Source organism: Streptomyces sp. NPDC057950, from assembly GCF_042887295.1.
Taxonomy (GTDB): Bacteria; Actinomycetota; Actinomycetes; order Streptomycetales; family Streptomycetaceae; genus Streptomyces; species Streptomyces kaempferi.
Genome location: NZ_JBHVPP010000012.1, coordinates 233,340 through 254,125, shown reverse-complemented (window position 1 = coordinate 254,125; position 20,786 = coordinate 233,340). Strand labels below are relative to the sequence as shown.

The 20,786-nt window shown below is 71.7% G+C and carries 15 protein-coding genes; 10 read left to right on the top strand and 5 right to left on the bottom strand.

From position 1 onward, the window contains the following. Window positions 1–136 precede the first annotated feature (136 nt). Window positions 137–1,468 carry a S1 family peptidase gene (locus ACFVTC_RS21575; RefSeq protein WP_390129288.1) on the top strand — a complete coding sequence of 444 codons (1,332 nt, stop codon included), beginning with the start codon at window positions 137–139 and terminating at the stop codon, window positions 1,466–1,468. A gap of 328 nt (window positions 1,469–1,796) precedes the next feature. Here the strand turns inward: ACFVTC_RS21575 and ACFVTC_RS21570 are convergent, their stop codons facing one another. Then, window positions 1,797–3,950 (bottom strand): SpoIIE family protein phosphatase, encoded by a 2,154-nt coding sequence (locus ACFVTC_RS21570; protein ID WP_390129286.1) that lies wholly within the window; start codon window positions 3,948–3,950, stop codon window positions 1,797–1,799. Window positions 3,951–4,281: 331 nt separating this feature from the next. On the opposite strand from ACFVTC_RS21570, the gene ACFVTC_RS21565 reads away from it, so the two are divergent. Further along, complete coding sequence (locus ACFVTC_RS21565; protein WP_390129284.1) at window positions 4,282–6,726, top strand: SpoIIE family protein phosphatase; 2,445 nt, start codon at window positions 4,282–4,284, stop codon at window positions 6,724–6,726. Window positions 6,727–7,074: 348 nt separating this feature from the next. Next, window positions 7,075–7,584 (top strand): metallophosphoesterase family protein, encoded by a 510-nt coding sequence (locus ACFVTC_RS21560; protein ID WP_390129281.1) that lies wholly within the window; start codon window positions 7,075–7,077, stop codon window positions 7,582–7,584. A 127-nt stretch (window positions 7,585–7,711) separates the two neighbouring features. Here ACFVTC_RS21560 and ACFVTC_RS21555 read toward each other — a convergent pair whose 3' ends face one another. Continuing rightward, window positions 7,712–8,908: an XdhC family protein gene (locus ACFVTC_RS21555; protein ID WP_390129279.1), complete on the bottom strand. Its 1,197-nt coding sequence runs from the start codon at window positions 8,906–8,908 to the stop codon at window positions 7,712–7,714. A 277-nt stretch (window positions 8,909–9,185) separates the two neighbouring features. Here ACFVTC_RS21555 and ACFVTC_RS21550 point away from each other — a divergent pair, with 277 nt between their 5' ends. The 4 genes from ACFVTC_RS21550 (at window position 9,186) to glpK (ending at window position 15,869) form a co-directional block, all read left to right on the top strand. Continuing rightward, entirely contained in the window at window positions 9,186–11,174 is a 1,989-nt protein-coding gene (locus ACFVTC_RS21550; protein WP_390129277.1) for a GTP-binding protein, read from the top strand. Between the two features lie 161 nt (window positions 11,175–11,335). After that, window positions 11,336–13,216 carry an endoglycosylceramidase gene (locus ACFVTC_RS21545; protein ID WP_390129276.1) on the top strand — a complete coding sequence of 627 codons (1,881 nt, stop codon included), beginning with the start codon at window positions 11,336–11,338 and terminating at the stop codon, window positions 13,214–13,216. 266 nt (window positions 13,217–13,482) lie between these two features. After that, entirely contained in the window at window positions 13,483–14,328 is an 846-nt protein-coding gene (locus tag ACFVTC_RS21540; protein ID WP_390129274.1) for an MIP/aquaporin family protein, read from the top strand. 23 nt (window positions 14,329–14,351) lie between these two features. Beyond that, window positions 14,352–15,869: a glycerol kinase GlpK gene (glpK, locus tag ACFVTC_RS21535; RefSeq protein WP_390129272.1), complete on the top strand. Its 1,518-nt coding sequence runs from the start codon at window positions 14,352–14,354 to the stop codon at window positions 15,867–15,869. Window positions 15,870–15,916: 47 nt separating this feature from the next. Here glpK and ACFVTC_RS21530 read toward each other — a convergent pair whose 3' ends face one another. Both ACFVTC_RS21530 and ctaD read right to left on the bottom strand, forming a co-directional pair. After that, complete coding sequence (locus ACFVTC_RS21530) at window positions 15,917–16,267, bottom strand: hypothetical protein (RefSeq protein WP_390129270.1); 351 nt, start codon at window positions 16,265–16,267, stop codon at window positions 15,917–15,919. Next, window positions 16,264–17,949: a cytochrome c oxidase subunit I gene (gene ctaD / locus ACFVTC_RS21525; protein WP_390129268.1), complete on the bottom strand. Its 1,686-nt coding sequence runs from the start codon at window positions 17,947–17,949 to the stop codon at window positions 16,264–16,266. The genes ACFVTC_RS21530 and ctaD overlap by 4 nt, the downstream gene beginning before the upstream one ends. A gap of 105 nt (window positions 17,950–18,054) precedes the next feature. Between ctaD and ACFVTC_RS21520 the strand changes: the two genes are divergently transcribed. Beyond that, on the top strand, window positions 18,055–18,618 hold the full coding sequence (locus ACFVTC_RS21520) for an RNA polymerase sigma factor (RefSeq protein ID WP_390129265.1): 564 nt from the start codon (window positions 18,055–18,057) through the stop codon (window positions 18,616–18,618). Next, a complete protein-coding gene (locus ACFVTC_RS21515; protein WP_390129262.1) occupies window positions 18,611–19,582 on the top strand; it encodes a CU044_5270 family protein in 972 nt (323 codons plus the stop codon). Before ACFVTC_RS21520 ends, ACFVTC_RS21515 begins: the two co-directional genes overlap by 8 nt. Window positions 19,583–19,943: 361 nt before the next feature. On the opposite strand, the gene ACFVTC_RS21510 is transcribed toward ACFVTC_RS21515, so the two are convergent. Beyond that, the gene (locus ACFVTC_RS21510; RefSeq protein WP_390129259.1) at window positions 19,944–20,309 is read right to left on the bottom strand and encodes a nuclear transport factor 2 family protein; all 366 of its coding nucleotides are present in this window, start codon (window positions 20,307–20,309) and stop codon (window positions 19,944–19,946) included. Window positions 20,310–20,483: 174 nt separating this feature from the next. On the opposite strand from ACFVTC_RS21510, the gene ACFVTC_RS21505 reads away from it, so the two are divergent. Continuing rightward, on the top strand, window positions 20,484–20,780 hold the full coding sequence (locus ACFVTC_RS21505; RefSeq protein ID WP_390129257.1) for a hypothetical protein: 297 nt from the start codon (window positions 20,484–20,486) through the stop codon (window positions 20,778–20,780). The last annotated feature ends 6 nt before the right edge of the window (window positions 20,781–20,786 follow it).

The window sequence follows — 20,786 nt, the reverse complement described above, 5'->3', positions numbered from 1 at the left end:
GTCGCCGGGTCGACTCCTGCCTTTCTCAAGAGGAGTTGAACAACCTCCGCGACCCACACGTATCAACAGGCATCCAGGCGCCCCCCCAGCCAGCCGCCGGACGGTGGCATCGACCCCGTCCCCAGGAGGTCAAGAGTTGAGTCACAAAAGGATTCCCAAGCGCAAGGCCGCCATCGCCGCCGGAAGCGTCGCGGCACTCGGAGCCGCGGCGCTGCTGCTGCCCAACGCCAACGCCTCGCAGACCGACGCGAAGGACGCCGGTCCCAAGACGCTGAAGGCCGCGGACGCCTCGGACCTCGCCTCGCTCCTCGCCACCCAGCTGGGTGATGCCTACGGAGGCGCGTACTACGACGCCGCCAAGAAGCAGGTCGTCGTCAACGTCGTCGGCGACAACAGCAATGTCGTCGACGCGGTGAAGAAGGCCGGCGCTGTTCCCCGCAGCGTCGACAACAGTCTCGCCGCCCTCAAGTCGGCGGCCCGGACGCTGAGGACCGGCGCGACCATCCCCGGCACCGCCTGGTCCGTCGACCCCAAGACCAACCAGCTCCGTGTCACCGCCGACAGCACGGTCACAGGTGCGAACTGGAACAAGCTGACGTCGACGGTCGGCTCACTGGGTTCCGGCATGGCCACCGTCAAGAGGTCCGCGGGCACCTTCAAGACGTTCGTGGACGGCGGCGACGCCATCTTCGGGGGCGGAGCCCGCTGTTCGCTGGGCTTCAACGTCACCGCGAGCGACGGCAGTCCCGCCTTCCTGACCGCCGGACACTGCGGGGTCGCGGCCAAGCAGTGGTCGGACACCCAGGACGGCGCGCCGATCGCCACCGTCGACCAGGCCACCTTCCCCGGTGACGGCGACTTCTCGCTCGTCAAATACGACGACCCCAACACCCAGGCCAACAGTGTGGTCAACGTCGGCAACGGTCAGACCGTCGCCATCAACCAGGCCGCCGACGCCGCCGTGGGCCAGCAGGTCTTCCGGATGGGCAGCACCACCGGCCTCAACGACGGCAACGTCACCGGACTCGACGCCACCGTGAACTATCCCGAGGGCACGGTCACCGGACTCATCCAGACCGACGTGTGCGCCGAGCCCGGCGACAGCGGCGGTTCGCTCTTCACCCAGGACGGCAGCGCGATAGGCCTGACCTCGGGCGGCAGCGGCGACTGCACCGTCGGCGGCGAGACCTTCTTCCAGCCGGTGACGACCGCGCTCACGGCGACCGGCGCGACGCTCGGTGCGGGTGCGGGTGCGGGTGCGGGTGACGCGAGCGCCACGGCCGGTGCCGAGCCCAGCGACCCCGCGGCGAGCGATCCGGCGGCGGGCGACCAGTCGGGGGCCGGCGCTGACCAGTCCGGTGCCGGTGACCAGTCGGGGGCCGGCGCTGAGCAGTCCGGTGCCGCGGGCGACAACCAGTCCGGCACCGGCGCGGACGACGGCTCCGGAATGGTGAGCTCGAACGGGTGACACCGCTGACACGGAGCCGCTGACGCGGAGCCGCTGACGCGGAGCCGCTGACGCGGAGCCACTGACCCGGTCGCGGAACTGCCGTCCCGGCCGCGGAACTGCCGTCCCGGTCGACGGTGGGAGGTCCGGCCCTCCGGCGGGAGGGCCGGACCGCACCGCTTCCCGGGACCAGCCGCCCGACCGGTGTGCGACCGGTGTGCGGCCGGGTGACACCCGGTCGGCGTGGACCGTACGACGCCCCCGTCGGCGTGTGCCGTCAGGTCGGTGTGCGTCGCGCGGCTCCCGGTCGGTGTCCGCCGCAGGCCGATCCGCGACAGGGACAACACCGTCACGCGTGCGTTCGTGCGCGCAGCAGGAGCAGTGCCACGTCGTCGAGCCGCTCCTGCGCCAGCGCCCCGCTCTGCCGCACCAGGCTGTCGGCCAGCTCGTCGAGCGGCTGCTCGGGGGCGTCGCCGAGGCGTCGTCCGAGGTCGGCCAGCGCGTCCTCGATGTCCACACCGGGGGACTCGATCAACCCGTCCGTATAGAGGGCGAGCAGCGAACCGGGCAGCAGCGGGACCTCGGTCGTCTGGTACGTGGCGTCCGCGTCGATCCCGAGCAGTGGCCCGCCGGCCAGGTCGAGCACCCGCACCCGCCCGTCCGGCCGTCGCAGCAGCGGGGGCGGATGACCCGCGCGTGCCATGACCGCGACCTCACGGGCGGGATCCAGGCGCAGATAGAGACAGCTCGCGAACAGGTCGGTGCCCAGGTCGATCAGCAGCCGGTTGGTGCTGCGCATCACCTCCTCCGGAGGCCGGCCCACGGCCGTGTACGCGCGGACGGCGGTCCGTACCTGTCCCATCAGGGCCGCCGCGGTCACGTTGTGCCCCTGGACGTCGCCGATGACCGCAGCGGCCAACCCGTGCGAGGGCATCAGGTCGTAGAAGTCACCGCCGATCTCCATGCCCTGAGTGGCCGGCAGATAGCGTGCGGCCGCCTCGATGAAGGGCAGCGACGGCAGGGTGTGCGGCAGCAGCGCGGCCTGCAGACCGTGGGCCAGCTGAAGCTTGGTGTCGTAGAGCAGCGCCCGTTCCAGTGCCTGCGCGACGAGCCCGCTCAGGCTCGTCAGCACGGCCCGTTCGTCGGTCGGGAAGGAGTGCGGCTCCGCGTAGGCGAGGACGCAGGTGCCCAGCGGGCGTCCGGAGGCGATCAGCGGCAGGTACGCCCATGCGGCCATGCCGTCGGACGTCGCGTTCCGGGGCGGGTACAAGTGCTCCAGTTGCGCGCGTGAGTCGAAGAAGGCGGGCACCCCGGTGTTGTGGGCGTGGGCGCAGGGGGACGGCGCGCTCAGCGACAGCCCGTCGAGGTGTTCCGCGACGTGCGTGTCCGGATACCCGCGGTGGCCGAGTACGTGCAGTCGGCCGGCCCGCGAGCCGAGAAGGATCAGGGCCCTGCTGCCGACGGCGGGCGCGATCTCGTCAGCGACGAGCTGCACCACGTCCTGCACGCTCGCGGCCTGGGTGAGCGCTCCGGCGAGGCTGAGCACATGGGAGATGGTCACCAGGCGAGGGGCGTCGTCGCGCTGCGGCCCGGCGCGGTTCATCTGCGCGACCGCCCTCGCCCGGGAGATGCGCACACTCAATCCGGTCGTACTCGGGTAGAGCCGGAACGACAGCCACTCACCGGGTGGCCGCAGCGCCACGAACGACGTCACGTGCTGACTGATCAACGCGGCCCGGTAACGGTCCTCGTAGAGAGGATCGTTGAGCCAGGGCACCGACGCCCACAGCTGGGTGCCCAGCAGAGCGCTGACCGGCAGGCCGAGCATCTCCGCCGTCGCCGGGTTGGCGTAACTGACCCGGCCGTGCAGATCGAGCGCGCACAGCCCGTAGGGCAGCCGCGCCACCATCCGCGCGGCCTCCACGGTGCCGAGCGAGCCGGGGACCGATGTGGCGGGCGGCGTGAGCAGATCGGGTTCCCCGCGGACCGGGCGGTGCTCCTCCGCGGCTCGCTCCAGGCGCAGCGCGAGCCGGTCGCAGGCCGCGGTGAGGTGGTCGCGCTCCCGGTCGGCGAGTTCCAAGGGGTGCGAGCCGGGCCATGTCACGAAGACGGCCCCGTACACGCTCCGCGAGGTCGCGACCGGAAGGGCGGCGAGCGCGAAGGGGTACGGCAGGACCATGGCGATCCGGGGGTAGCGGCGGGCCATCTCCTCCCCGCCGCTGACCCAGACCAGCCGCCGCTCGCGCACCGCGACGGCCACCGGGATCGGCGCGTTGAGCCCCACCCGCTGCCAGGGCGCCGCGAACGCCCGGGGCATGCCCGCCATCACCGCCATCTCCAGGACGGGTTCGCCGCTCGCCAGCAGGTACACCGCGCCGGAGTGGGCATGCACCTCCTCCACCAGCGAGGCCAGCGTCAGCGAGAGCCGAGGCCGCCCGACCTGGGTCGTACAGCCGACCGCCGGTGCCCGCACGGACCCCTGCCAGTCGGACACGCCGACCACCTCCTCGCGGGGCCGTGCGATGGCTCGCCGGGCCAGGTCGTGTCAGACCCTCCCCGTCGGGCGCCCGGCGCCCGGCACGGCACCTCGCCGCGTGGCCGGATCACCCGGGTACACCCGTACACGGGCGACCCTCCGTCGTGCGACGCGCCGCACCGGACACCGCCCGCCGATCCGGCACGAAGGGTCGGACATGGTCTAAGGCTCCCCCTTGGCGGCTCCCGCCGCACGGCGAGCGCCACGCGCGGGCCCCGTGCGGCTTCCGGGCTCCACCGCAGGCCCGCCGGTGCCGGAACGGTCACAGGGGCTGCGCGGGGGCTCCGGAAGCGCTGTAATGACGGACGTGGTCAGTGAGCGCGCTGCGGAACGGGGAACGCGGACGTTGCGTGCCGAAATCTCCCTGAAGACCCCCACGCCGGACCTCGATCCGCGCGAGCGGCTGCGGCGTGTCCTCGAACAGGCGCTCGTTTTCGCCGGCGCGACCGTCGCCGCGGTGTACTCGCCCACGAAAAAGGGCGGCGAACTTCATCTCGCCGAGTCGGCGGGCGTTCCCAGAACGCTCTACGGGCTGCGCGACAGCTATCTCCTCACCGGCAGCTCCCCCGCGGCTGACGCGCACCGCTCGGGCCGTCCGCTGTGGCTCGGTCCGGAGGAGATCGGCCTGTTCGCCGAGGCCCGCCGGCTGCCGACCCAGGACTTCTGGCTGGCCGTGCTGCCGCTGAAGGACGCCGGGTGCCTGGTCGCGGTCAGTGAACACCCCGGCGGCTTCGACACCGAGGACAGGGAGTGCCTCGCCCTGATCGCCGAGGCCGCCGTCTGCCCGACGCCCGGCTCGGTGACCGCCCCCGGCGCCCTGGCCGCCAGCGCCTTCGACCTCGCCATGGACACCGGGCACGTCGAGGTCGACGACGAGATGCTGGAGCTGTTCGGCCTGGATCCGGCCGAGTTCGACGGCAAGGTCGAGACCCTGCTGGCACTCACCGTCCCCGAGGACCTCCCCACCCTGATGTCCGTGGTGGAGGCGGACCACATGTCCATCGGGGAACGCGAGCTGGAGTTCCGCATCACGCAGCCCTCCGGCAAGCCGAAGTGGCTGCGGCTGCGCGGCCGCATGGTGCCGGGAGGAGACGGCCGCCCGGCCCGCCTGGTCGGTACGGTCGCCGACGCCTCGAAACTCCGCTCCGGCGTCAGCGACGTGGCCCGTGTGCAGCGGCTGGCCGCCGCCCTCGCCACCGCGGGCACCGTCCGGGACGTGGGCCGGGCCGTCGTGGCCGCGCTGCGGCGGCCTCTGCGGGCCGACCGGATCGCCCTCGCCGAGGTGGAGGGCGACCGCCTCGTCGTCACCGTCCTCGATCCGCCCGAACCGGCCGCCTGGCCGGAGCTGTGGCGCTCCGAATGGCGCTCGGAGTGGCCGGACGCGCCCGTACGCGCCATGCCGACCCTCGCGGCGGCCCTCAGCGAGGGACGCCCGGCCGTCTGGCCCGCCGGATCCCCGCTGGAACCCGCACTCGCCGACGTCGGCCCCGGCGGCCTCGCCATCCTGCCGCTGCCCGCCGGCGGACAGATGGCCGGAGCCTGTCTGATCGGCTGGGACGCACCGCACGACTTCGGACCCGACGAGCGTGCCCTGCTCACCGCGTCCGCGGGCCTCGCGGGCCAGGCACTCACCCGCGCCCGCTCCTTCGACGCCGAACACGAGCTGGTCACCACGCTCCAGCGCTCCCTGCTCCCGCGCCGGCTGCCCAGGCTTCCCGGCGCGGTCGCCGTCGCCCGCTACCTGCCCACCACGGCGGGACTCGAGGTCGGCGGCGACTGGTACGACGTGATCCCGCTGCCCGACAACCATGTCGCCCTCGTCATCGGCGACGTCCAGGGCCACAACGCCCAGGCCGCCACCCTGATGGGCCAGATGCGCACGGCCCTGCGCGCCTACGCCGTCGAGGGTCACCCGCCCGACGTCGTCGTCTCGCGCGCCAACCGGCTCCTGATGGACCTGGAGACCGACCTCTTCGTCACCTGCTGCTACGTCGACCTGGACATGGAGGAGGGCTCCGCCTGGTGCGTACGCGCCGGCCATCATCCGCCGGTGCTGCGTCACCCGGACGGCAGTACGGAGGTCCCCGACTCCGACGGCGGCCCCCCGCTCGGCGTGGTCACGCAGGCCGAGTTCCCGATGACCCCGCTCCGGCTGCGGCTCGGCACGGTCGTCGCCCTGACCACGGACGGGCTCGTCGAGTCCGCGGAGGTCGACATCGAGGACGGCCTGAACCGGCTCGCGGGGGAGCTGGCCGGCTCCGACCCCGCACACCTCGGGATGGTCGCCGACAGACTGCTCACGGGCGCCAACCGCAGCGACGACGTCGCCCTCCTCCTGACGCGCTACGACGGCATGTCACTGCGCCCGCTCCGGGAGAGCTGGACGATCTGGCGCGTCCCCGAGGCGGTCCGGCACGCCCGCCGCTTCACCCGGCGCACGCTGCGGTCCTGGGGTGTGACCGACGAAAGCATGGACACCGCGCTCCTGGTCGTCTCCGAACTGGTCACCAACGCCCTCGTGCACACCGGTGGCCAGGTCAGACTCGACCTCACCCTCATCAACCGGCTTCTGCGGATCGCCGTCGCCGACTCCTCGCCCCGGACACCCATCAAGCCCACCAGCATCGGCTGGGAGGCCACCGGCGGCCGCGGCATCCTCCTCGTCGAGGCCACATCGGCGGCCTGGGGGAGCCTGCCGGTCAGCGGCGGCAAGCAGGTGTGGAGCGAAGTCCTCCTGGACTGAGGCGGACCGGACCGACGTGGACCGCGCTGAGGCGGACCGGACTGACGTGGATCGGACCGACGTGGACCGGACTGACGGGGATCGGACTGACGTGGACCGGACTGACGGGGATCGGACTGACGTGGATCGAACCGACGTGGACCGCACTGAGGTGGACCGGGCCGACGTGGATCGGACTGACGTGGATCGGACTGACGTGGATCGGACTGACGTGGACCGCACTGACGTGGACCGCACTGAGCTGGACCGGACCGACGTGGACCGGGCAGAACCGGACTGCGGCGGACCGGCTCGAACAGCGGTCCGGACACGGCCTCGGCGCGGGGGACGGAACGTAGGGTGGAAGCCGTGCGCCTGCTCCTCATGTCCGACACCCATCTCCCTTCGCGGGCCAAGGAACTGCCCCCGCGGCTGATGGCGGAGCTCCCGCTCGCCGACGTCGTGGTCCACGCGGGTGACTGGGTCGACACCGCCACCCTCGACCTGCTGGAGGAACGGTCGCGCAGGCTCGTCGCGGTCCACGGCAACAACGACGGACCGGAGCTGCGCGCCCGCCTCCCCGAGGTCGCCCGCGCGGAACTGGACGGGCTGCGCCTCGGGGTCGTGCACGAGACCGGCGCCGCCCAGGGCCGCGAGCGGCGCTGCGCCGAGCGCTACCCCGACCTCGACGTCCTGGTCTTCGGCCACAGCCACATCCCGTGGGACACCACCACCGGCACGGGACTGCGCCTGCTGAACCCGGGCTCCCCGACGGACCGCCGCCGCCGGCCGGACTGCACCTACATGACCGCGACCGTGGCAGACGGCCGGCTCACCGACCTGACACTGCACCGGCTGCCGCCCCGCACGGGGAACTGAGCGCACCGCATCGCCTCACGGGCCGGACAGGAACAGGACAGGACCGCACGGGCAGGGACGCGCGGACAGGACCGCGCGGGCAGGGACGCGCGGGGACAGGAGACGCGCGGAGACGGGAACGGTGCGCTCAGGGCGCGGCCGCTTCCCTCCCCGCCGAGGTTCCGGCCGGCGTCGCTTCCGGCCGCACTTCCGGCGTCCCTTCCGGCGTTCCTTCCGGCGGGCCGAGGCGCCGCGGATGAATCGCCCCGCCCGTCGCCGTCAGGGGTGCCCCGCTGCCGCCCCAGCGCAGTGCGACGATCTCCGCGGCGACGGACACGGCCACCTCCTCGGGCGTCCGCGCGCCGAGATCGAGACCGACCGGCGAGCGGAGCCGGGACAGCGCGTCCCGCGGCACACCGGCCTCGACGAGCCGCTTCGCCCGGTCGTCGTGGGTACGGCGGCTGCCCATCGCGCCGATGTACGCGGCTGGACGGCGCAGCGCCTCCTCCAGCAGGGGCACGTCGAACTTCGGGTCGTGGGTCAGGACGCAGATCACCGTGCGCGCGTCGGTCGTCGTCCCGCGCAGATAGCGGTGCGGCCAGTCGACGACGACCTCCACGCCCGCCGGGAACCGCTTGGGCGTCGCGAAGACGGGCCGGGCGTCGCACACCGTGACCCGGTAGCCCAGGAAGTCCCCGACGCGGGCCACCGCAGCGGCGTAGTCGATCGCTCCGAAGACGAGCATGCGCGGCGGCGGGGCGAAGGACTGCAGGAAGACGGTCACGGCGTCCTCGCGGCGCTCACCGTGCGGTCCGTAGTGCCGCTGCACGGTGACGCCCTGGGCCAGCTCGCCACGGGCGTCGGCGGTGACGGCCGCGTCCAGACCGGCCGAGCCCAGCGAACCGGCCATCTCGTCCGGCCACACCGCGAGGGAGGCGCCGAGCGGAGCGGGCCCCGCCAGCACCGTCGCCGCCGTCACCGCACGTCCGGCGGCCACCGACTCGGCCACCGCGCCGAAGGAGGGGTCCTCGCCGGGCGTCACCCTGCGCAGCAGCAGGCTGATCTCGCCCCCGCAGGTGAGGCCGACGGCGAACGCGTCCTCGTCGCTGTACCCGAAGGTCTCCAGGCGTGCCTCGCCGGACGCCACGACCTCCCGGGCCAGTTCGAAGACGGCCCCCTCGACACAGCCCCCCGACACACTGCCCACGACCTCGTCGCCCGGCCCCACCGCCATCGCGGCTCCCGGGTCGCGGGGCGCGCTCCGGCTGACCGCGACCACCGTGGCGAGCCCGAAGGGGGAGCCTGCCGCGTACCACCGGTTCAGGGCCGGGAGGATCTCACGCATCGCTCGCTCCGCTCACCGCTCACCCGCTCGTCGCGGACCGTGGCCCGTTCGGGGGCCCGTTTCTCCTCAAGGGTCCACTCCTCCCACCGCCCCCGCCAGCCGTTCGGGTACGACCGGGCCGTGCCGGGCGTCGGTTGAGCGTTAATCCGTTGCCGCCGTGTCCGGCCGGCTGCTGGACTAGGGGGACACATCCGCCGGGATCAAGGAGCAGCGATGCGCACACCGTTCATGTCCGCCCAGGAAGGAATCACTCCCACTTCGAAGGACATGACGCCCGGTGCATATGCTCAACCTCGGAATCCTGGCGCACGTAGACGCCGGTAAGACAAGCCTGACCGAGCGCCTGCTGCACTCGGCCGGGGTCATCGACGAGATCGGCAGCGTCGACGACGGAAGCACCCAGACCGATTCCCTCGCGCTCGAACGGCAGCGCGGTATCACCATCAAGTCCGCCGTCGTCTCCTTCGCGATCGACGACGACGTCACGGTCAATCTGATCGACACCCCCGGTCACCCCGACTTCATCGCCGAGGTGGAGCGGGTGCTGTCCGTGCTCGACGGCGCCGTGCTCGTGATCTCGGCCGTGGAGGGCGTACAGGCGCAGACCCGGGTGCTGATGCGGACGTTGCGGCGGCTGCGGATTCCCACACTCGTCTTCGTGAACAAGATCGACCGCGGCGGCGCGCGGTACGAGCGCGTTCTGGAGAACGTCGTCGCGCGGCTCACCCCGGCGATCGTCCCGATGGGCGAGGTGCGCGGGTCGGGCACGCGGGACGCCCGCTTCGCCCGGTTCACCGCGGAGCGGCTCTGCGGGGAGCGGGCCGACCTGCTCGCCGAGCACGACGACGCGCTGCTGGCCGCGTATGTCGAGGGCCGGGTGTCAGGCGACCGGTTCCGCGAAGCCCTGGTGCGCCAGACGGGGCGGACGCTGGTGCACCCGGTGTTCTTCGGTTCGGCGATGACGGGCGCGGGTGTCGAGGAGCTGATCGAGGGGATCAGGGAGCTGCTGCCGCCGGCCGGGGGCGCGGCCGACGGCCCGGTCTCGGGCACCGTCTTCAAGGTGGAGCGCGGGCCGGCCGGGGAGAAGATCGCCTACGTCCGGCTGTTCTCCGGGACGCTGCGGACCCGCGACCGGCTGCGCCTGCGCGACGGCGAGGAGGCGAAGGTCACCGCCATCAGTGTGTTCGACCGTGGTGCGGCGGTGCCGGAGCCGGCCGTGACCGCGGGGCGGATCGGCATGCTCTGGGGCCTCGGGGCCATCCGCATCGGCGACACCCTCGGCGTACCGCGGAAATCGTCGGACGACGAGCTCCATTTCTCGCCCCCGACCCTCGAGACCGTCGTCGTCCCCCGCCGTCCGGCCGACAGGGGCGCGCTCCATCTCGCGCTCACCCAACTGGCTGAACAGGACCCTCTGATCGACCTGCGCCAGGACGAGTCGCGCAAGCAGGTCTCCGTGTCGCTCTACGGCGAGGTGCAGAAGGAGGTCGTCCAGGCGACGCTGGCCGACGAGTTCGGCATCGAGGTCCTGTTCCGGGAGACGACACCGCTGTGCGTCGAGCGGCCGGTCGGCAGCGGCGCGGCGGTCGAGTTCAACGGAAAGGACCCCAATCCCTTCCTCGCGACCGTCGGGCTGCGGGTAGACCCGGCGCCGGTCGGCTCCGGCGTGCAGTTCCGTCTGGAGGTCGAACTCGGAGCGATGCCGTACGCGTTCTTCAAGGCGGTCGAGGACACCGTGGGGGAGACCCTGGCCCAGGGGATCCACGGCTGGCAGGTCACCGACTGCACGGTCACGATGACCCACTCCGGTTACTCACCCCGGCAGAGCCACGCCCATCAGGGCTTCGACAAGAGCATGTCCAGCACGGGGGCAGACTTCCGGGGCCTGACCCCGCTGGTGGTGATGGACGCGCTGCGTGCGGCCGGTACCCGGGTGTACGAGCCGATGCACCGCTTCCGGCTGGAGGCTCCGACCGACACGCTGGGGGCGGTGCTCCCCCTGCTGGTGCGGCAGCACGCCGTGCCGGCGACCACCGAGACGCGCGGCACCGTGTGCGTGCTGGAGGGCCGGATCCCGGTCGCCCGGGTCCATGAACTCCAGCAGCGGCTGCCGGGCCTGACCCGTGGCGAGGGCGAGCTGGAGTGCGCCTTCGACCACTACGCGCCGGTCGTCGGGGGCGCGCTCCCGGACCGGCCGCGAACCGATCTCAACCCGCTCGACCGGAAGGAGTACCTGCTGAACGTGACGCGGAGGGTCGGCGCGTGACGCGAGGGCGTGTGACGCGACGGCGTACGACACGGAGCCCCCGTGACACGGAGGCCCGTCACAGGCCGGCGCCCGACGCGCGGGACGGTCGCCCGGAGGTGAGACTTACTCACGAGTCAGATGTATTGACCCCTTGACGCACAGCCGCGATTGTTGTGGACATGGCGAAGTTGCGTGCGCGTCTGCTCGGCGTCCTCGTCCTCCTCACCGGCTGCCTCTCGGCGGCGGGCGTGCGACCGGCGGCCGCGGACGGGCTTCCCGACTCCCTGTGGTTCGACGCACCGGCCGCGGCCGGCCTCACGGTCGACGGCGGACGCTTCACCGACGGCCTCGGCCGCGAGGTCGTCCTGCGCGGCTACAACGTCTCCGGCGAGACGAAGCTGGCGGAGAACGGCGGACTCCCCTTCGCCTCGGTCGCCGACGCCAGGAAGTCGGCGACGGCCCTGCGCGCCCTCGGCGGCGGCAACTCCGTGCGCTTCCTGTTCTCCTGGGCGCACGCCGAACCCGTACGCGGTCAGGTCGACACCGCCTACCTCGCCGCGGCCACCGACCAGATGCGCGCCTTCCTGGACGCCGGAATCCGCGTGTACCCCGACTTCCACCAGGACCTCTACTCCCGCCACCTCTTCGGCGCGGGCAGCTGGTACACCGGCGACGGCGCTCCCGAGTGGGCCGCGGACGCGGGGAACTACCCGGCTGAGTCGTGCGGGATCTGCCTCTTCTGGGGCCAGAACATCACCCAGAACGGGGCGGTGAAACAGGCGCAGTACGACTTCTGGCACGATGCCCACGGCCTCCAGGACGCCTTCCTGGCCACGGCCCAGGCGACCCTGGCCTACGTGGAGCAGCACCTCACCCCCGCCCAGTTCGCGGGCGTCGTCGGTTTCGACCCGTTCAACGAGCCGTACGCGGGCAGCTACGACCCGGGCCAGGCCGGTCGGGTCTGGGAACGTGACCTGCTCTGGCCGTTCTACGTGCGGTTCCGGGCCCGTATGGACGCGGCCGGCTGGCAGGACAAGCCCGCCTTCGTCGAACCGAACCTCTTCTGGAACGCGAACATCGACACGCAGAAGCAGGAGGGCGGCCTGCTCGACGCGGGCACTCTGGGCCCCCGGTATGTGTTCAACACCCACTTCTACGACCAGAAGGCGATCTCCGGCATCCTGATGTGGGGCAAGGCGGGGGACGGCCAGTACGCCACCGACTTCTCCACGGTGCGCGACCGTGCCACGGCGGCGGGCACGACGGCGATCGTCGGCGAGTTCGGCCAACCGCTGTCGGGATCGGTGGCGGACAAGGCCCCGACGGTCCTCAAGGCGATGTACCAGGCTCTCGACTCCCGCCTGCCGGGCACCGGTTGGTGGTCCCGGCCGGTAGCCTCCGGGCCGGTCCTCTCCGGCACCCAGTGGCAGTGGGACCTCTACAGCGGCCGCCATCACGAGCTGATGAACGGCAACGCGAGCAAGGTCCGCACCTCCGGTGACGCCTGGAACGACGAGGACCTGTCCGCCGTACGCCTCGACGACTCCGGCACGGCCGTCCTGCGCCAGGACGCCCGCCTCCTGGACCGGCTCTACCCCAGCGCGACCGCGGGCACCACGCTCGCCTTCACCTACGAGGACCGCTCCCGGGACGGCTCCGCCACCCTGACCTGGAACCCGGTCCCGTCCACCCTGCCCCATGTCGCCCAGCTCGTGGGCCCTGGCCAGTACGGACTGCTGGTCTGGCGCTCGGACGGCGGCGCCGCGCCCACGGAACTCCATCTTCCGGCGTCCTTCGCCACCTCGGCCACGACGGTGGTGTCCGACCTGGGTACGGCGTACTCGCCGCCCGCCTACACCACGGGCACGCCGATCGCCGTAGCCCCGGAGCCGGGCGGCACCGGCGCCCGCCGTCTGCTGCTCACCGCACCGGACGCGGGGGTGCCGCACTACGCGCTGGTCACGAACGGGTCGACGGCACCGTCCGCCGGCCTGTTGAGCGCGGCCCGCTCGGAACTGAGTTCATGGGCCGCGGCGGCGGCCGGCCGACCGGCCCCCTGACGACGCCTCGGGGAGCCACCGTGTCCTCGTCTTCACGACGCGCCGGGGGCCACCGTGTCCTCGTCTTCACGACGCCCCGGGGGACCATCGTGTCCCGTCTCCACGACGCCCCGGGGGCCACGGTGTTCCGGCCCCCTGCGAGCGTGACCATCCGTGAGGCCCGATACCTGCCCGTAAATGCGGTTATCTCATGATCGACCTATGCTGAGGTCGGCAAAGCTCGGGCAGTCGACGGCCGGTCGTGAGCCGGCGGGAAGCGGGCTTCCATGAGGGAGCGGTTCAACAGGCTGGGCCTGGTCGGGGAAATGGCCGCCGAATTCGTCGGCACCATGGTGCTGATCCTCTTCGGATGCGCCGTCGTGGCGCAGGTGGTGGCCGGCGGCGCGCTCACGACCCCACCGGGTGGACTCGGCGACCATGACAGCATCTCCTGGGCGTGGGGCATCGGCGTCACCATGGGCGTCTACGTCGCGGCCCGCCTCAGTGGCGCCCATCTCAACCCCGCGGTGACGGTGACGCTGGCCACGTTCAAGGGTTTCCCCTGGCACAAGGTGGCGCCGTACGCGCTCGCCCAGACGGCCGGCGCCTTCGTGGCGGCGCTCCTCGTGCGCTGGAACTACACCGAGGCGCTGGCGAAGGCCGATCCCGGTCACACCTTCAAGACGCAGACGGTGTTCTCCACGCTGCCCGCCAACGGCAACCCGAACCTGCCCGTCCACGAGTGGGGCGCGTTTCGCGACCAGGTCATCGGCACCGCCCTGCTGCTGCTCATGATCCTGGCCATCACGGACCTGCTCAACACACCCCCCGGCGCCAACCTGGGCGCGTTCATCACCGGTCTGGTCGTCGTGGGCATCGGTATGGCCTGGGGCACCAACGCGGGGTACGCCATCAACCCCGCGCGCGACTTCGGCCCCCGGCTGGCCAGCTTCCTCACCGGGTATCGCAGTGCGTGGCGGGATCAGTACGGAAACTTCTACTTCTGGGTGCCGATCGTCGGCCCGCTGGTCGGCGGTCTGCTCGGCGGGGCGCTGTACAAGGGCGTCGTCGGACGGTTCCTGCCCTCGGCGGAGCCCGAGCTCCCCGGCCGTGTCCCGGCCTCCGAGGGCTGACACCTACGCAGAAGGCGGCACCCATGGCTGACTTCGTCGGCGCCGTGGACCAGGGGACCACCAGTACCCGGTTCATGGTCTTCGACCACGCGGGCAACGAGGTGGCGAAGCACCAGCTGGAGCACACCCAGTTCCTGCCGCGCTCCGGGTGGGTCGAGCACGACCCGGTGGAGATCTGGGAGCGCACCGGGTCGGTGATCCAGAACGCGCTGCGGAACGGGAACCTGTCCGCGACCGACCTGGCGGCGATCGGCATCACCAACCAGCGCGAGACCACCGTCGTCTGGGACCCGCGCAACGGCCGCCCCTACTGCAACGCGATCGTCTGGCAGGACACCCGCACCGACTCCATCGCCGCGGCCCTGGAGCGCTCGGGCAGGGGCGATGTCATCCGCCGCAGGGCGGGCCTGCCGCCGGCGACGTACTTCTCCGGCGGCAAGATCCAGTGGATCCTGGAGAACGTGGACGGCGTCCGCGAGGCGGCGGAAAAGGGTCACGCCGTCTTCGGCAACACGGACTGCTGGGTCCTGTGGAACCTCACCGGCGGCCCGAACGGAGGCGTCCACGCCACCGACGTGACCAACGCCGGCCGCACCATGCTGATGGACCTGGAGACCCTCGAGTGGGACGACGAACTCCTGGGGTTCTTCGGCATCCCGCGGCCGATGCTGCCCACCATCAACCCCTCGTCCCACCGGGAGGCGTACGGGGTGACGAGCACGTCCCAGCCCCTGCGGGCCGCCGTCCCCGTCACCGGGGTGCTCGGCGACCAGCAGGCGGCCACCGTCCGACAGGTCTGCTACGCGCCCGGCGAGGCCAAGAACACCTACGGCACCGGCAACTTCCTGGTCCTCAACACCGGCACGGAACCCGTCCGTTCGCGGCACGGTCTGCTCACCACCGTGGCCTACCGGTTCGGCGACAGCCCGGCGGTCTACGCCTTGGAGGGCTCCATCGCGGTCACCGGGTCCGCGGTGCAGTGGCTGCGCGACCAGATGAAGATCATCAAGAACGCGGCGGAGAGCGAGACGCCGGCCCGTACGGTCGAGGACAGCGGAGGCGTGTACTTCGTGCCCGCGTTCTCGGGCCTGTTCGCCCCGTACTGGCGCTCCGACGCCCGCGGCGCGATCGTCGGGCTCGCCCGGTACAACGACAACGGACACCTGGCCCGAGCCACCCTGGAGGCCATCTGCTACCAGAGCCGTGACGTCGTCGAGGCCATGGAACACGACTCCGGCGTCCACCTCGACGTGCTCAAGGTCGACGGCGGTGTGACCGCCAACGACCTGTGCATGCAGATCCAGGCCGACGTGCTCGGCGTACCGGTCAGCCGGCCCGTCGTCGCCGAGACCACCGCGCTCGGCGCGGCCTACGCGGCGGGCCTGGCCACCGGCTTCTGGCAGAACACGGACGAGCTGCGCACCCACTGGCAGGAGTCCGGACGCTGGGAGCCGCAGTGGTCCGACGACCGGCGCGAGGAGGGCTACGCGGGATGGAAGAAGGCGGTGCAGCGGACGCTCGACTGGGCCGCGGTGGAGTAGACCGCGTCCCAGCCGCCCGCCTCGCAGGTCACCGGCGTCCCCACCGGTCAGCGTGCGCCCACCGAGCCGAGTGTCACCACGGCCAGGACGACGGCGCCGAGCAGGAACGCGGTGCACAGCCGGCGTCGCAGCGCGTGGTACGCCGCCTCGTACTCGGCCCGCAGTTCCCGGCCGCGCCGTGCCGTCCGCTCCCAGGAACGGCGGGCGAGCGCCAGGTGGTTGTCCGCGTAGGCATCCTCCACCTCCTCCCGCTGGGTGTCCGTCAGCCAGGGCAGGGACCGGGCGAAGCGAGCCGCCTCCGCCCGCCCCTCGGCACGGGTGGCCTCGATGAGCAGATGGCCTTCCAGCTCGCTGACGAGGGATCCGGGATCGAGCGGGCGGTCGTCCATGGCGGTCATCGCAGCTCCCCGCGCGCCGTCTCCAGGCGCGGGCGGTCGGCGCCGGTCTCCGGGTGGTGGAGATCGAACGCCGGGGATTCACTGCGGATCCGCGGCAGGGTGAGGAAGTTGTGGCGCGGCGGCGGGCAGGAGGTGGCCCACTCAAGTGAACGGCCGTACCCCCAGGGGTCGTCGACCTCGACCTTCTCGCCGTACTTGGCGGTCTTCCAGATGTTGTAGAAGAACGGCAGCAGGGAGCTGCCGAGCAGGAAGGAGAAGATGGTCGACACCGTGTTGAGGGTGGTCAGGCCCTCAACCGCGAGGTAGTCGGGGATGCGGCGCTGCATGCCGTTCGCGCCCAGCCAGTGCTGCACGAGGAACGTGCCGTGGAAGCCCACGAACAGCGTCCAGAAGGTGATCTTGCCCAGTCGTTCGTCGAGCATCTTGCCCGTGAACTTCGGCCACCAGAAGTGGAAGCCGGAGAACATCGCGAACACGACCGTCCCGAAGATCACGTAGTGGAAGTGCGCCACCACGAAGTAGCTGTCCGAGACGGGGAAGTCCAACGGCGGCGACGCGAGCATCACTCCCGTCAGACCGCCGAAGACGAAGGTGATGAGGAAGCCGGTGGCCCAGAGCATGGGGGTCTCGAAGGACAGTGAGCCCTTCCACATCGTTCCGATCCAGTTGAAGAACTTCACGCCTGTCGGTACGGCGATGAGGAACGTCATGAAGGAGAAGAACGGGAGCAGCACGCCACCGGTGACGTACATGTGGTGGGCCCACACGGTCACGGACAGACCCGCGATCGCGATGGTCGCGCCGATCAGGCCCATGTAGCCGAACATCGGCTTGCGCGAGAACACCGGGATGACCTCGGAAATGATTCCGAAGAAGGGCAGCGCGATGATGTACACCTCTGGATGGCCGAAGAACCAGAAGAGGTGTTGCCACAGCAGCGCTCCGCCGTTGGCCGCGTCGAAGACATGTGCCCCGAATTTTCGATCCGCCTCCAGGGCGAACAGGGCCGCGGCCAGTACCGGGAAGGCCAGTAGGACCAGAACCGCGGTGAGCAGCACGTTCCAGACGAAGATGGGCATGCGGAACATCGTCATGCCGGGAGCGCGCATGCAGATGATCGTGGTGATGAAGTTGACCGCGCCGAGGATCGTGCCGAAGCCGGAGAAGGCCAGACCCATGATCCACATGTCGGCGCCGACGCCCGGCGAACGGACAGCGTCCGACAGCGGGGAGTAGGCGAACCAGCCGAAGTCGGCCGCGCCCTGCGGGGTGAGGAAGCCGCCGACCGCGATCAGCGAACCGAAGAGGTACAGCCAGTAGGCGAACATGTTCAGCCGCGGGAACGCCACGTCGGGCGCGCCGATCTGCAGCGGCATGATCCAGTTCGCGAAGCCGGCGAACAGCGGCGTCGCGAACATCAGCAGCATGATCGTGCCGTGCATCGTGAACGCCTGGTTGAACTGCTCGTTCGACATGATCTGCAGACCGGGCCGCGCCAGCTCGGCGCGCATGAGCAGCGCCATGACGCCGCCGATGCAGAAGAAGGCGAACGACGTGACCAGATAAAGCGTGCCGATCGTCTTGTGGTCGGTGGTGGTCAGCCACTTCACCGCGGCGGTTGTGGGACGACGCGGAGGCCCGGGAACGGCTGCGGGCGGCGTCGTGACAGTGGTGCTCTCCATGCCCCGCCTGTGTCCGGCGCCGGGGCCACCGTCACACTTGGGGGAAGCGATGAGCGTCACACCGAGGACTGTGACGTTCGAGGGACTGCCGGACACATACGGATCATGAGCAACGACGAGACCTTCGCCGCTGCCTATCGCGAGCACTACTGGGCGGTCAGCCGCTACGTGGCGAGGCGACTGGACGGCCGGAGCGGTGATGTGGAGGAGGTGGTGGCGGAGGTCTTCACCGTCGCCTGGCGGCGCCGGTCCGACCTTCCGCCGTCCCCGCTTCCCTGGTTGTACGGGGTGGCGCGCCACTGTCTGGCCAACGCGGTACGCGGCTACGGGCGGCGCCGCAGGCTCCTCGACCGGCTGGGCAACGACGAGAGCGCGCACGGCAGACAGGTGGTCGAGAGCCCCGACTCCGGGGCGGCGGGCGACTGGGTGCACGAGGCGCTGGCCCGGCTCTCATCGGCGGACCAGGAGATACTGCGCCTCACGGCCTGGGAGGAACTGGGCGTCGACGAGGTCGCCGTCGCCCTCGGCTGCGGCACCCGCGCCGCGGCGATGCGCCTGCACCGCGCCCGCCGCCGGCTCAGAGCCGAGATCGACCGTCCGCATCTCACCGCGGTCCCCGCCACCGCGACGCCCCGCCACGACACCCCGAAGGAGCACGGCCATGGCTGACGAGCTCGACCTCCTGCGCCGCGCCAACCCGGTACCGCCCCACGACGGCCGTTTCCACGACCGGCCGCTCGACCAGCACGCCGAGCGCCGCCTCAACCGGCTGCTGCACAGCGGACGCCCCCGCCGGCTGCGCCGCTGGGTCCTGAGTGTCGGGACCGCTGCCGCCGTCGGCGTGCTCGCCCTGACGCTCCTGCTGTCGGGGTCGGCCACCATCCCCGCGGTGGCCGCGCCCCGCCCCCTGACGATCGAGTCCGGCTCCGCCCCCGTGCCGCTGGACCGGATCGCCGAACGGGCGGCGGCCGACGGCTCCCTGCGACTGCGCCAGGGCACCCACGTCCAGACCTGGAGCCTGGCCATGACGGCCGGCGCCGGCGCCCGGCGGGCGGTGACGCTGCCCGAGGAACGGGTGATGCGGTGGCACGCGGACGGCAGCGCCACGGAACTCGTCGTGGCCACCGACCCGCGCCACCCGGGCGGATCCGTCATCACCGACGCCGACCCCGTCCCGCGCGTCGTCGAAGACGGCCACGTCCTCAGCAGGCGGACCTACCCGCCCAGCTGGAGCGACGCCCCGCCCCGGGCCACCCCACCGCACGACATCGGGCGGCTGCGCGCCTACCTCGACGAACTCAACCGGACCGCACCGCTGGGCACGCCCGAACTCCTCGACGCCGTCAGCGAGCTGCTGGGCAACTGGACGCTCGGTTCACGCGAGAACGCCACGCTGGTCCGTCTCCTGGCCGAGGCCAAGGGCCTGCGGCCGGCCGGCGCGGTCACCGACCGTCTGCGCCGCCCGGGACAGGCGTACGTGTACGACGACACCGCCCACGGCCTGCGCCGGATGCTGATCCTGGACCCGGCGACCGGCGCCGTACTCGGCCTGGAGGACACCGTCACCAAGGACGAAGCCGAGTTCGGCGTCCGGGCCGGGGACGTGATGTCGTACAGCGCGTGGATGCGCTGAGCGCACACCTCCGGTGACGCCGGGCGTCGCCGGTCGATCCCCCGTCCCCCGGCGGGCGAGCCGTGCCGACAGGGCACCGCGGGACGGACCCCGGGGTGCCCACGGCTACCGGCGGCCGGTCGAGGCAGGGCTCAGCGACGGGGGAGGCGCCGGGTTCGAACGGCGCGCGGTGCCGGAGGGCGAGGGTGGCAACGCGCTGCGCGCAAGGCCGACCGCAACAGGGAAGCGGACATCCGCAGACCCGCCGCGGAAACCGGTCGTGGCCGTGCGGTCCGGTGCGACCGCGACCGCCCCATGGCCACCTTGGCCGAGAAGGTCCAGGTCAGACGGGAGGACACCTGGACCTTCGGCCAGTTCCTCCCTACTCGTCCCATGCCTGCAGCAGCGTGTGGTCGACGATCTTGCCGTCCCGCAGGGACATCATCGAGCTGGCCAGTACCCGCACGCCGTCCGGATAGAGGCAGGACTCGGTGAAGGCGACGTGGTCGCCCTGGATGACACACTGTTCGAGCTTGTGGACCATGTCCCGGCTGTAGACGTCGTTCAGCATGTCGGCGATCTCGCCACGACCGTGTTTCACCATCGGGTGACTGGGCTGAGTGTTGCGATCGACGATCCGTATCTCCGCGTCGTCCGCGTACAGCTCCAGCATCTCCGCCGCGTCGTGTCCTTCGATTCCCCGGCGCAGCGCTTCGGTGTCGAAGGCGGGGCCTGCCATGGTGCCCATGAATGACCTCCTCGAAAGGGCCGCGGCCCGGTGAGGAGCGGGCCGCGAGGGGCCTCTCCTCCGAGACTCCTCCGCCGCACAGCTCACGGCAAGCCCAGCCCTCACGATGAGCCTCCCGGGTGAGCGGCGGGGTCCGGCCGTGACCGGGCGGGGTCCGGCGCCGTTGCTGAAGGCATGATCTCAACACGACGTATGGTCGCCGCCGTCGGTCTCGCCGTCGGTGTCACGGGCCTGGCCGCGCCGATGGCCTCCGCGACCGCCCCCGAGGCCCCGGACGCGGGACGGCTGAACCCGATCACCCAGCTCGACTCGCTCGCGACGAGCGGCCTGCCGGCCGAGCACCGGAACGACATCCCGAGGGTGGCCGGCCAGCTGGCCGGGCTCAACCACCTCAACGATCTCAACCAGCTGCACCAGCTCACCGACCTGGCCGCCCCCGTCACCGGGCTGCTCCCGGGCATCGAGGCCTGAAACGGC